The 12922-nt window shown below is 62.7% G+C and carries 11 protein-coding genes; 10 read left to right on the top strand and 1 reads right to left on the bottom strand.

All coding sequences use genetic code 11. From position 1 onward, the window contains the following. Positions 1-144: 144 nt before the first annotated feature. From JQ629_RS27200 to JQ629_RS27155, 10 genes are all read left to right on the top strand, one after another. On the top strand, positions 145-1404 hold the full coding sequence (locus tag JQ629_RS27200) for an MFS transporter (RefSeq protein WP_212415239.1): 1260 nt from the start codon (positions 145-147) through the stop codon (positions 1402-1404). Between the two features lie 278 nt (positions 1405-1682). After that, positions 1683-2528: an outer membrane protein gene (locus tag JQ629_RS27195; RefSeq protein WP_212269232.1), complete on the top strand. Its 846-nt coding sequence runs from the start codon at positions 1683-1685 to the stop codon at positions 2526-2528. Positions 2529-2741: 213 nt separating this feature from the next. Further along, positions 2742-3563 carry an outer membrane protein gene (locus tag JQ629_RS27190; RefSeq protein WP_212415238.1) on the top strand — a complete coding sequence of 274 codons (822 nt, stop codon included), beginning with the start codon at positions 2742-2744 and terminating at the stop codon, positions 3561-3563. A gap of 100 nt (positions 3564-3663) precedes the next feature. Further along, the gene (locus JQ629_RS27185) at positions 3664-4254 is read left to right on the top strand and encodes a glutathione S-transferase family protein (protein ID WP_212415237.1); all 591 of its coding nucleotides are present in this window, start codon (positions 3664-3666) and stop codon (positions 4252-4254) included. A gap of 17 nt (positions 4255-4271) precedes the next feature. Next, the gene (locus JQ629_RS27180; protein WP_212415236.1) at positions 4272-4742 is read left to right on the top strand and encodes a GNAT family N-acetyltransferase; all 471 of its coding nucleotides are present in this window, start codon (positions 4272-4274) and stop codon (positions 4740-4742) included. A 177-nt stretch (positions 4743-4919) separates the two neighbouring features. Next, entirely contained in the window at positions 4920-5132 is a 213-nt protein-coding gene (locus JQ629_RS27175) for a hypothetical protein (protein WP_212269228.1), read from the top strand. Between the two features lie 79 nt (positions 5133-5211). Continuing rightward, entirely contained in the window at positions 5212-6384 is a 1173-nt protein-coding gene (locus JQ629_RS27170; protein WP_212207237.1) for a phosphoserine transaminase, read from the top strand. Between the two features lie 150 nt (positions 6385-6534). Then, positions 6535-8124 carry a phosphoglycerate dehydrogenase gene (gene serA, locus JQ629_RS27165; protein ID WP_212415235.1) on the top strand — a complete coding sequence of 530 codons (1590 nt, stop codon included), beginning with the start codon at positions 6535-6537 and terminating at the stop codon, positions 8122-8124. 441 nt (positions 8125-8565) lie between these two features. Then, positions 8566-10221 (top strand): mucoidy inhibitor MuiA family protein, encoded by a 1656-nt coding sequence (locus JQ629_RS27160; RefSeq protein ID WP_349631327.1) that lies wholly within the window; start codon positions 8566-8568, stop codon positions 10219-10221. A 269-nt stretch (positions 10222-10490) separates the two neighbouring features. After that, positions 10491-11327 carry an enoyl-CoA hydratase-related protein gene (locus JQ629_RS27155; protein ID WP_212415233.1) on the top strand — a complete coding sequence of 279 codons (837 nt, stop codon included), beginning with the start codon at positions 10491-10493 and terminating at the stop codon, positions 11325-11327. 164 nt (positions 11328-11491) lie between these two features. On the opposite strand, the gene JQ629_RS27150 is transcribed toward JQ629_RS27155, so the two are convergent. After that, positions 11492-12847 (bottom strand): esterase-like activity of phytase family protein, encoded by a 1356-nt coding sequence (locus tag JQ629_RS27150; RefSeq protein WP_212415232.1) that lies wholly within the window; start codon positions 12845-12847, stop codon positions 11492-11494. Positions 12848-12922 lie beyond the last annotated feature (75 nt).

The following is a 12922-nucleotide window of genomic DNA, read 5'->3' as shown; positions in this document are numbered from 1 at the left end:
CCTCGCCCACAAGGGGAGAGGGGAAGAATTCCCGCGGTCGAGCACCCTAACGCATCGCAGCCATTAGCTATTGATGCTGGTCGCAGCACCGCGCGCGGCGTAGGAACGGGCATTATTGCCAGTCGATATTCGGGAATCGCGCCCTTGAACAAGCCCGTCACCGTCTCCGAGGAAGCGCTCACCGCGCCCGTGGTGGTGCCCGACTTGTCGCCGGCGCTCGCCGCCAAGGCGGTAGCCGCGGGGCCGGCCTATGTCGTGCTGGCCGGGATCAGCTTCTCGCACTTCCTCAACGACACCATGCAGTCCCTGATTGCGTCGGTCTATCCGATCCTGAAGGACAATTACGCGCTCGACTATGCGCAGATCGGCCTGATCACGCTGGCGTTCCAGTTCACCGCGTCGCTGCTGCAGCCGCTGGTCGGGCACTTCACCGACAAGAAGGCGCAGCCGTTCTCGCTCGCGATCGGCATGGGGTTCACATTCTTCGGCCTGCTGCTGCTCAGCGTCGCGCATCAATACACGATCATTCTGATCGCGGCCTCGCTGGTCGGATTGGGATCGGCCGTGTTCCATCCGGAATCGGCGCGGATCGCGCGGCTTGCCTCGGGCGGGCGCTATGGCTTTGCGCAATCGGTGTTTCAATTGGGCGGCAGTTTCGGCACCTCGATGGGGCCGGTGCTGGCGGCGTTGATCGTGGTGCCGTTCGGCCAGCCCAGCATCGCCTGGTTTTCCTCGATCGCGTTTCTGGCGATCGTGATCCTGTGGCGGATCGGCGTCTGGTACCGGCCGCAGATCACGACGAAGAAGTCCGCCGTGGTCGAACGTCATCCGGATGCGCCGGACGCGCGCCGCGTCAAGATCGCACTCGTGGTGCTGGTGGCGCTGCTGTTTTCAAAACAGCTCTACGTGTCGAGCCTGTCGAGCTATTACATCTTCTATCTGATCGACAAGTTTGGCGTCTCGACCCAGGCAGCCCAGCTCTATCTCTTCATCTTTCTCGCCGCCAATGCCGCAGGCGCGTTCTTCGGCGGGCCGCTCGGCGACCGCTATGGCCGCAAATACGTCCTCTGGTTCTCGATCCTCGGCGCGCTGCCGTTCACTTTGGCGCTGCCCTATGCCGGCCTGTTTGGAAGTGCGGTGCTGACTGTCATCATCGGGTTGATCCTGTCCTCGGCGACGTCGTCGATCATCGTGTTCGCGCAGGAGCTGATGCCGCATCGCTTCGGAATGATTTCCGGCGTGTTCTTCGGCGTCGCCTTCGGCATCGGCGGGCTCGGGGCGGCGGTGCTCGGCAAGCTTGCCGATCACACCGGCATCGCCTTTGTCTATCATCTCTGCGCCTACCTGCCGGCGCTCGGCCTGCTCGCCGTGTTCCTGCCGAAGATGCCGAAGCTCGCGCGTTAGCGAAGCGTTTGCAAACGGCGCGGGCAAGCAAACGGGTAGGTCAGCATCCGTGTCATTTCCGTCAACACATCGTTAGGATGTATGGCGGTTTCGCCATTTTCTGTGCTGCAAATGCATCAGCTTGCGTTGTGTGAACACGTGCTGGCAGAAATATTCGGAGATTATCAACCTTAAAAATTAGGGTTAAGCGCCGCTTAAGCATTTGCTGGCATCGTCCGCTCGTGAGTTTTTGATGTGAGGCCTCCGCAGTCGCCTCACCGGACAAAAGGACGAAGCCAATGCGTAGCGTTAAGTCACTTCTTGCCGCCGGAGCGGCATCCCTGTTGTCGTCGGTGGCCTTCGCCGCGGACATGCCTTCGATTGCACCGCCACCTCCGATGGCCTATGCACCGGCTCCGGCGCAGGATTTCGGTGGCTGGTATCTGCGCGGCGATATCGGTATGACCAACACCCAGAGCAAGCTGCACGTCAACGCCTACGACACCCTGCCGGCCAATACGGTTTGGAGTCAGAACGGCCATGGCTTCGACAGCGGCACGCTGTACGGCGTCGGTGTCGGCTACCAGTTCAACAGCTGGTTCCGTGCTGACATCACCGGCGAGTATCGCTCGAAGGTCAGCTTCAAGGGCACGGACTTCTTCATGTTCAATCCCGGCGGCGGGCTCGCTGATGCCTACAACGGCGGCTACAAGAGCTGGGTCGGAATGGTCAACGGTTACGTCGACCTCGGTACCTGGTGGTGCATCACGCCGTTCATCGGTGCCGGCTTCGGCGCAGCCACCATCAAGACCACCGGCTTTAGCGATGTCGCGACGTTCCCGGCGTTCGATGGCCGCGCCAGCTCGTACTTCGCTGAAGGCGCGAGCAAGACCAACTTCGCATGGGCCGTGCACGCCGGTCTTGCCTACAAGGTCAGCAACAACTTCACGGTCGAACTGGCGTACCGCTACCTCGACATGGGTACCGGCATCCACGGCCAGGGCCGCTTCTTCGATGGCACGCCCGCCGGTACCTCGACCTTCCAGTACCGCGACATGACCTCGCATGACCTCAAGCTCGGCGTGCGCTGGAACCTGGAAAGCCCGCAGGTCTATGCGCCGGCGCCGCTGATGCGCAAAGGTTAATTGCGACTTCCATCTGTTAAGGATTGAGAACGGCGCGGGATCTTCCCGCGCCGTTTTGCTTTTGGCGCGGCCGCACCTGGCGCCTGTCGCAGGCACGCGACGGGTTTGGCTTTTTCGCGCAAGATCACGTCTCATCGGAGCCTGCGATAACGATTGGTTAGGGTTAACGAGCCATGATCAACGCAAGTTAGAGTTGTCCGATGGAGTGTTGCGATGCGTCGTTTTTTGCTGGTGGCGGTGATGTGTGGCGCGGCGGCTGGCGCGCAGGCGGCCGATATGCCGGACTTGCCGATTCTCCGCGGCAGTTTCACCGACGGGCTGAGCAGAAGCGGCGTCAACTGGTCGGGCGTCTATGTCGGCGGCCATGTCGCGCATGGCGCGGCGGACATGGACTTCACCAATTCCGGCCAGGATTTGCTCGCCAAGCTCCTGAACAATCTCGATCTGGAATCGCAGTTCAACATCTCGCAATGGCCTCTGCTCGGGAAGTCCCATATGCAGAGCAGCGGCTATGGCGGGTTCGTCGGTTATAATTTTCAGTGGAGCGACGCCGTCATCGGTGTCGAGCTGAACTATACCCACGGCAACTTCTTCGGTGCCAACAGCGGTTCGCAGGGTCGCTCGTTCCAATACCCCACCGATTACATATCGACAGCGCGCGTGTCCTCGAGCGCCTCGATGAACATCACCGATTACGGCTCGTTGCGGGTACGTGGCGGATACGCCATCGACAGCTTTCTGCCCTATGGATTCGTCGGCGTTGCGATGGGACAGGCGAGTATCAATCGCAGGGCCGACGCCAGCATTGATTATCTCTATGTCGGCACGAACGGACTTCCCAATTACTCTGCAGCCGGTTTCTTGACGGACAACGCCAATTCCAAGTTCATCACAGGATTTGCCGGCGGTCTCGGCATCGACATGATGCTGTATGCGGGTCTCTTCCTGCGCGCGGAGTGGGAATATCTCCGCTTCACCTCCAGTGTCGATACCACCGTCAACACGGTGCGCGCGGGCCTCGGCTACAAGTTCTGATGGGTTGCAGGCTCTGACCTGGCCTCGTCGTCGATCCTGATACCGTTGACAGATTTGCCGCGGGCTGTTGCACTGTCGCCCTTAACGAGGGCGGCCGCGCATGAAAATCTACGGCGATACCAATTCCGGCAACTGCCTGAAGGTGAAGTGGGTGTGCGACAAACTCGCGCTGCCCTATGGCTGGGTTGCGATCGATACGCTCAAGAGCCAAACCCGCACCACCGAGTTCCTCAAGCTCAACTATGCCGGCCAGGTGCCGGCGGTCGAATTCGACGACGGCCGCACGCTGGCGCAGTCCAACGCCATCATCCGCTATCTCGCCCGCGGCAGCGACCTCATTCCAGCGGATGCGTTCGCCGCCGCGAAGATGGACGAATGGCTGTTCTGGGAACAATACAGCCACGAGCCCTATATCGCGGTCTGCCGTTTCCAGATGTTCTATCTCGGGAAATCTGCCTCCGATCTCGACCCCGACAAGGTCAAGCGCGGCTATGCGGCGCTGGCGCGGATGGAACATCAGCTCGCCATCACGCCGTTCCTGGTCTGCGACGCCGTCTCGCTCGCCGACGTTTCGCTGCTGGCCTATACAAGGCTGGCGCATGAAGGCGGCTTCCATCTCGACGGCTATGCCGCCGTGCGCCGCTGGATCGGCGAGACCGAAAAATCGCTCGGCCTGCCGCCGGCGCGCTGAATTCACCGGAAAACCCCATGGCCACCGTTTCGCAAGTCACCATCCGTCGCGCGCGCCGTGACGATGTCGGTCACATCGTCGCCATGCTGGCGGACGATCCGCTCGGTGGCCCGCGCGAGCGGCTCGAGGATCCGCTGCCGCAAGCCTATTTCGACGCGTTCGAACGCGTCGCGGGCGACCGGAATATCCAGCTTGTGGTCGCCGAGGATGGCAAGGGCGCTGTCGTCGGCTGCCTGCAGCTGTGCATCCTGCCCGGCCTGAGTTCGCAGGGCGCCTCGCGCGGATTGCTCGAGGATGTCCGCGTCGCCAGCCATTGCCGCAGCCGGGGCATTGGCGAGCAGTTGGTGCAATGGGCGGTTTCAGAAGCGAGCGCCAAGGGCTGCAAGCTGGTGGAACTGCTGACGCATCATACGCGCGTGGATGCGCAACGGTTTTATGAACGGCTTGGATTCGCGCGCAGCCATCTCGGCATGACCTTGAGATTCTGATGCTTTATTCTTGTGCAGAGCTGCGTCACGACGCAGGCAATTGCCGATGGTCGTTCTGACTCTGCGATCCCGTTAACAGGCGATAAACTACCTCGACCTCCGTGATTTTACGGAGAGGAGCGTCTCCGCTATGTCAGCGTCTCCCATGGGGCCGTGGGCAACTCTGGGGGATTTTCGATGAAGGATTATTCGATCGTGCGGATCGGCAATGAATATGTCGTGCAGGCCGGCGAAAAAAGCGTTCTGAAAACTTCGAGCCGGCGAATGGCCGCCAGGCTGATCAACGATGCGGCTGGACTGCTGGAGCAGCAGCCGGTCTCGTCCACAGCTGTCGATGCTTCAATCACCTGTGATGTCAGGGACATATCGGAAGCGCCCGAAGTTCCTTGACGATCGGGCACGATTCCCCTAATCACCGCCGCGGGACACCTCCCCCCAACGGGAGGCTTGCTATCTGGAAGGATAGAATATGACCGTAGCGAAGCCCGCTTCGCGGCCAAATGTGCCGCATTTCTCCTCCGGCCCCTGTGCCAAGCGCCCCGGCTGGAACCCCGCAAATCTCAAGGACGCAGCGCTCGGCCGTTCGCATCGCGCGAAGGTCGGCAAGGCCAAGCTCAAGCTCGCGATCGAATTGACGCGCGAAGTGCTTGAAGTGCCGGCCGGTTACAAGATCGGCATCGTGCCGGCGTCCGATACCGGCGCGGTCGAAATGGCGCTGTGGTCGCTGCTCGGCGCGCGCCCCGTCACCACCATCGCCTGGGAATCCTTCGGCGAAGGCTGGGTCAGCGATATCGTCAAGGAACTGAAGCTCAAGGACGTCACCAAGCTGCACGCCGGCTATGGTGAAATCCCCGATCTTTCCAAGGCCGATCCCGCCTCCGACATCGTCTTCACCTGGAACGGCACCACTTCCGGCGTGCGCGTGCCCAATGCCGACTGGATCAAGGCCGACCGCGAAGGCCTCACCATCTGCGACGCAACGTCCGCCGCTTTCGCGCAGCCGCTCGATTTCGCAAAGCTCGATGTGGTGACGTTCTCCTGGCAGAAGGCGCTGGGCGGCGAGGCCGCGCACGGCATGCTGATCCTCTCGCCGCGTGCGGTGGAGCGGCTGGAGACCTACAAGCCGGCGTGGCCGCTGCCGAAAATCTTCCGCCTGACCAAGGGCGGCAAGCTCAATGAAGGCATCTTCGAAGGCGAGACCATCAACACGCCGTCGATGCTGTGCGTCGAGGATTATCTCGATGCGCTGAACTGGGCGAAATCGATCGGTGGCCTCAAGGCCCTGATCGCGCGCGCTGATGCCAACACCAAGGCGCTGGCCGACTGGAAGGCCAGGACGCCGTGGATCGACTTCCTGGCCAAGGATCCGGCGATCCGCTCCAACACTTCGGTGTGCCTGAAGTTCGTCGATCCCGCGATCACCTCGCTGACGGCGGACGCGCAGGCCGACTTCTCCAAGAAGCTGGTCGCGCTGGTGGAGAAGGAAGGCGCCGGCTACGACTTCGCCTACTACCGCGATGCGCCGGCGGGCCTGCGGATCTGGTGCGGCGCCACCGTGGAAGCGTCCGACGTCGCGCTGCTGACGCAGTGGATCGACTGGGCGTTCGCCGAGACCAAGGCCGCGTTGCCGAAGGCTGCTTAAGCTAGCGTCATCTCACATCGTCATGGCCGGGCTTGACCCGGCCATCCATCGAAAAAGAAGATGGACCCGCGGATCTCAAGCGCGAAGACGCGCTTCGTGCTTTAGCCCGCGGGTGACGACATCAGTACATCGCCCATAGGGATCACACCAATGTCCAAACCCAAAGTCCTCATCTCCGACGCGCTGTCGCCCGCCGCCGTTCAGATATTCAAGGACCGCGGCATCGATGTCGACTTCCAGCCCAATCTCGGCAAGGACAAGGACAAGCTCGCCGAGATCATCGGCAATTATGACGGGCTTGCGATCCGCTCCGCGACCAAGGCGACCGCCAAGATCATCGAGAAGGCCAAGAAGCTGAAGGTTATCGGCCGCGCCGGCATCGGCGTCGACAATGTCGAGATTCCCGCCGCGACCGCCAAGGGCATCATCGTGATGAACACGCCGTTCGGCAATTCGATCACGACCGCCGAACACGCGATTACCCTGATGCTGGCGCTGGCACGCGAGATTCCGCAGGCCGATGCCTCGACGCAGGCCGGCAAGTGGGAGAAGAACCGCTTCATGGGCGTCGAGATCACGGCCAAGACGCTCGGCGTGGTCGGCTGCGGCAATATCGGCGCGATCGTCGCCGACCGCGGGCTCGGCCTGCGCATGAAGGTGATCGCCTTCGATCCGTTCCTGTCGCCGGAGCGCGCCAAGGACATCGGCGTCGAGAAGGTCGAGCTCGACGATCTCTTGAAGCGCGCCGATTTCATCACGCTGCATACGCCGCTGACCGAGAAGACAAAAAACATCATCGACGCGGGAGCCATCGCCAAGATGAAGAAGGGCGTACGCATCATCAATTGCGCCCGCGGCGGCCTGGTCGACGAGCAGGCGCTGGTCGATGCCCTGAATTCCAAGCATGTCGCGGGCGCCGCCTTCGACGTTTTCATCGAGGAACCCGCTACCTCGAACGTGCTGTTCGGCCATCCCAACGTGATCTGCACGCCGCATCTCGGCGCCTCCACCACCGAAGCGCAGGAGAACGTCGCGCTGCAGGTCGCCGAGCAGATGTCGGATTATCTCCTGACCGGCGCGATCTCCAACGCGGTCAATTTCCCCTCGATCACCGCCGAAGAGGCGCCGAAGCTGAAGCCGTTCATCGAACTGGCCGAGAAGCTCGGTTCGTTCGCGGGCCAGCTCACCGAGAGCGGCATCCTCAAGGTGCAGATCACCTATGAGGGCCATGTCGCCGAAATGAAGATCAAGGCGATCACCTCGGCCGTGCTGTCCGGCCTGCTGCGGCCGATGCTGGGCGACGTCAACGTGGTCTCCGCGCCTGTCGTCGCCAAGGAGCGCGGCATGGTGGTCGACGAAATCGTGCGCGCGGCGCAGAGCGATTACGAAAGCCTGATCACCGTCGCCGTCATCACCGAACGCCAGGAACGCTCGGTGTCGGGTACCGTCTATCACGACGGCAAGCCGCGGCTGGTCGATATCAAGGGCATCCGCGTCGATGCCGAGTTCGGCAAGTCGATGATCTACGTCACCAACGAGGACAAGCCCGGCTTCATCGGCAGCTTTGCCGGTTTGCTCGGCGACGCCAAGATCAACATCGCGACCTTCCATCTCGGCCGCGTCAAGCAGGGCGGCGACGCCATCGCGCTGGTGGAAATCGACGGTGAAATCCCGGCCGACGTGCTCGCCAAGGTGCAGGCACTGCCGCAGGTCAAGCAGGCCAAGGCGTTGGTGTTTTAAGAGGCGTTGCTTTCGCTCTTTTGTCGTCCCGGCCTTGAGCTCAGATGCGCAATTGCGCATCGGGGGACCCATAGCCACCGGCGTTTGTTGGTTACGCCAAGTGGTCGCTCCAGCATTCTCCAAATCGATGGGCCGCGGCGTATGGGTCCCGGCGTTCGCCGGGACGACATTGTGCCTATCCGGCGGTCCTAACTCCCGTCGCCGCGGCGCCGCCTCGCATAAGCCTCACGGAAACCCCAATCGAACCAGTTCCTCTCTCGCAACGTCTCATCACCAGGGGTGGTGGGATTTTCGCGTCGCCGTTCAGCAGGCGGCCTTAGGAGAGGGAAACCAATGCGATTTTCAGCCAACAGAGCGTTTTCCAGCGAAGTGGACACCGGTTCGCGTCAAGAAAACGCGTCAAATCAGGAATCGAGAGCCCCGTTCCGATTCAATCGGAACGTGAAACGCTCGAGCCTCGTGACGACCAGCCTCGTCGTGGTTGCGGCGCTGGCCGCAGCTCCGGTGCGGGCGGCCGATGTAGCAGCCAGTTCGGCCGTCGACGCCGTCACCGTCTATCCCGACGGCGCCAGCATCACCCGGGTCATCACCCTCGATCTTCCGGCCGGCGACCACTCGGCCGTGCTGAAGGATTTTCCGCTGACGCTGGATCCGTCCTCGCTGCGGGTCGAGGGCGAGGCGGGGGCAAGACTCACCATTGGCGCCATCGACGCCAAGCCGCCGCGCGCGGCGCCGCCGGTCAATCTGCCCGAACTCGACAAGCGTATCGAGGCGTTGAAGGACCAGCGCGCCGATCTGCAGGGCGCGATCAACTCAGCCGCGGCGCGACGCAAATTCGCCGAGCGGTTTGCGGAAGCCTCGCCGGCCGGGATTGGCGACAAGGGCGAGGCGCGCCCGATTGCCGAATGGCGCGCGGCCTTTGCCGCCGTGGCCGAGGAAGTCGCCACCGCCGACAGCGCGATCCGCGATGCCGAACGCAAGCAGCGCGAACTCGACCGCGAGATTGCGCGGCTGGAAGCCGACCGGGCGCAGAAGCCGCCGAGCAAGCTCGAGGTCCGGATCGAACTCGCCGCCGCGGCCGCAACCAAGGCCACGCTGCGGGTGACCTATGCGGTGCGCAACGCGCGCTGGACGCCGCTCTATGATGCCCGTCTCGATACCGGCGCCAGGGACCGCAAGCCCGCGCTCGAACTGGTGCGCCGCGCCGAAATCACTCAAAACACCGGCGAGGACTGGTCGAATGTCGCGCTGGCCGTCTCCACCGTGCGCACCGCGCGCGGCGGCAAGGCGCCGGATCTGAATTCGCTGATCGTGCAATATCCGCCGCCGCCGCGGGCTGCCGCATCCATCAGCGGTGGCATGGATGCCAGCAAGCCATTGGTGCGCGCCGCCCCGGCGCAACGGGCGCCAGAGTCAATGTCCGAACGCGCCGACGAGCAGCAGGCCGCAGCCGAAGTCAGCGGCTTCCAGGTGGTGTTCAGGATTCCCGGCCGTGTCAGCCTCGGCGCCAGCGAGGGAGCAAAAAGCCTGCGCGTCTCCTCCGCGATCATCGCGCCCGATCTTGCGGTCCGCGCGGTGCCGGTGCTGGACCCGACCGCGTTCCTCGAAGCCAGCTTCAAGCAGACCGAGGACGCACCCTTGCTGCCCGGCCGGGTTTCGATCTACCGCGACGGCGTGTTCGTCGGCCGCGGCCAGATGACCGCCGCCGGCAAGGACGAAACCGTTCGGCTCGGTTTTGGCGCCGACGACAAGATCAAGATCGAGCGCACGACAATCAAGCGCAATGAGGGTTCGGCCGGCCTGATCGTGACGACGTCGAAGACCGATGAGCGCTCGTTCAAGACCACGGTCCGCAACGGCCACGACTTCCCGATCAGAATCGCGATCGAGGATCAACTGCCGGTCAGCGAAGCCGAGGACATCCAGGTCGAGATGCTGTCGTCCTCGACGCCGCCGACCACGACCAATCTGCGCGACAAGCGTGGTGTGCTGGAATGGGCGTTCGAGGCCAAGGCCGGCGAAGTCCGCGATATCGGCTTTGCCTGGCGCGTGCGCTGGCCCAAGGACAAGGGCGTGGTGATGATTCCGGCGGGTTAGCTCGTCATGGCCGGGCTTGTCCCGGCCATCCACGTATTCTTGGCAAGAAATAAGCAAGACGTGGATGCCCGGCACAAGGCCGGGCATGACGGAAGGTGTGCAAAGGCCGTGGGTGCTGGTCTGCATCCCGCGGCCTTGCCGCAGCTTGCGACTTCCTCTCTGATATCAGCATCAAGCTAAGGACCGCCGAACACAATTCATTGAGGGGCGACGGGCTCAGCCCGTCACCCCTGAATGAATTGGGGTCCGCGAACAGGGAGAAGCCGCCAATGCCCTACGAACACATTCTCGTCGATGATCTCCGGCCGCGGGTCCGCCGCGTCACGCTCAATCGCCCCGAAAAGCGCAACGCGCTGAACAACCGCCTGCGGGCGGAAGTGTTCGAGGTGCTGGAGCGGGCCGACCGCGATCCTGACATTTCGATCTCGATTCTGCGCGGCGCTGGTCCCTGTTTTTCCGCCGGCTACGATCTGTCGGCGGATAACCGCGTCGACCAGCCCTATCACTCGGCCGCCGGCCCCGGCCAATGGTCGCGGCACGTCGTCGAGGGCTGGTTCGGGATTTGGGATCTTGCAAAACCGGTGGTGGCGCAGGTGCACGGCTATTGCCTTGCCGGTGGCACGGAGCTCGCGACCGCCTGCGATATCGTCTACGTCGCCGACGATGCGCAAATCGGCTATCCGCCGGTGCGGCTGATGAGCCCGCCCGACATGCAGTATCACCCGTGGCTGGTCGGCATGCGCCGCGCCATGGAACTGATGTTGACCGGCGACGCGATGTCCGGCCGCGAGGCCGCCGAATGGGGTTTTGCGACGCGGTCGTTTCCGCTCGAAGAGCTAGATGCGCGCACGCTGGATTTCGCCGAGCGCGCCGCCAAAGTGCCGATCGAATTGCAGCAGCTCAACAAGCGCTCGGTGCACCGCGCGATGGAGATCATGGGCGCCCGCGCCGCGATGCGCGCCGGCACCGAAATCCAGGCGCTGGCGTTCACGACGGAGGCTTCCCGTAACTACATGTCGACGTTCCGCCGCGACGGTGGAAGCGTGAAATCACAGCTCGACCAGCGCGACGCGACGTTTGGGGATTATCGGACAAGGAAGGAGTAACCGCGCGAGTGCAGTTAGATACCCACCGTCATTGCGAGCCAACGGGTCGCGCGAATGCACGCCCGATGACAGGCTCCGCGAAGCAATCCATCTCCCTGCGCGGGGATAGATGGATTGCTTCGTCGCTTCGCTCCTCGCAATGACGGCCGATAGGATGGAGGCCTTCACTTCGCCTTCAAGAACTCGCCGACTTCCAGCAGCACGAACTCGTTGTCGTCGGCCTTGTTGGGATCGCGGCTCGAGGAGAACGGCAGGTTGTTGTCGTTGCCGACGATGATGTGGGTGTCGTCGACGCGGTCGACGTTCTCGATGGTGAAGAACGGGAACGTCAGCACGCCGTCGTTGAGCGGCTTCCTTGCCTTCTTGTCGGGATCGCGGATCTTCATCAGGTCGATATAGGCGATCTTGCGCACCGGCTTGCCGGCGTTGGCGTCGTTAAGCTCGACCTTGTAGACGCGCTTGAATTTTGCGAGGTCCGGGAAGCAGTTTTCACCGCGGGTGCCTTGCGGGCAGGCCTTGTCCGCGGTGCCTTCGCCATTGTCGCGCTCGATGATCAGGCCGGAGGAGGCGTCGATCATGTTGAAATCGCCGATTGCGTGGCCATTGGCCTCGAACACATAGTGCCAGTAGCGCCCGGTGAATTTTTCCGCCGCGACGTCGAATTCGAGGATTCGCGCGGCTTCCTTGCCGTCGACCTTTTCAACATCCTTTTTCTCGGCATCCCATAGCGGGCCTTCCAACAGGCCGTAGAGGAACTTGCCGTCCTTCGATCCGCCAAAGCCTTCATAGCCCTTGGAGCGGCGCAGGTTGACAGTGGTGTAGCTGGCTCCGGGCGCGCCCGGCGACTGCACTGACCAATGATCGGGCGAACGCACCGGCTTGCCGTCGGCGGTGGTGTCGAACACGGCGAGCACTTTGCCGGTCTTGTCGGCTTTCAGGATGTAGGGACCGAATTCATCGCCGATCCAGAAGGTGTCGCCGATGATCTGGAAACCTTCGGTGTCGAAGTCGGCGCCGGTGAGGTAGCGCTTGGCGGTGGCTTCGTGGACGATGCGGAACGGCACCTTCTTTTCGGGGTCATGCAGGAAGACGGTTTCCTGGCGGTCGATCTTGCCGGTCGTCCAGTCGATCTTGTGTCGATTGAGATACAGCATCGAGTCGGCGGAGTTATAGCGCGAGCCCATGCCGTTGTCGGTGAGCACCCAGAACGAACCGTCCGGCATCACCTTGATGCCGGAATGGCCCTGCAGCGGCTGGCCCTTGAAGGGCAGCGAGACGCCGGTCGGGCGCTCATAGGATTTTCCCATCACGCTGCCCAGCGCATCGGTTCTGCGACCGGTGGTGTATTTGCCTGATGTCTTGAGATCATCAGGCGCGTCGGCGGGGGCCTCGACAAAGGATTGCGCGGGGAGGATGGCGTGGCCCTTCAGCGTGGCGGGAAACTCGCCTTCGCCTTGCGCAAACGCGGCACCTGTAGCCAGAAAGACCGAGGCGACGGAACAGAGCAGTGACATGCGCATGGTAGTATCTCCTGTGAGAAGCGATGCCGTGTTCTCCGGGGAGCGTGTAACAGCCGCCTGACAGTTTTGTGAAAC

This window comes from Bradyrhizobium sp. AUGA SZCCT0222, from assembly GCF_018130205.1.
GTDB lineage: Bacteria > Pseudomonadota > Alphaproteobacteria > Rhizobiales > Xanthobacteraceae > Bradyrhizobium.
This window is presented reverse-complemented; position numbering and strand designations above follow the sequence as displayed.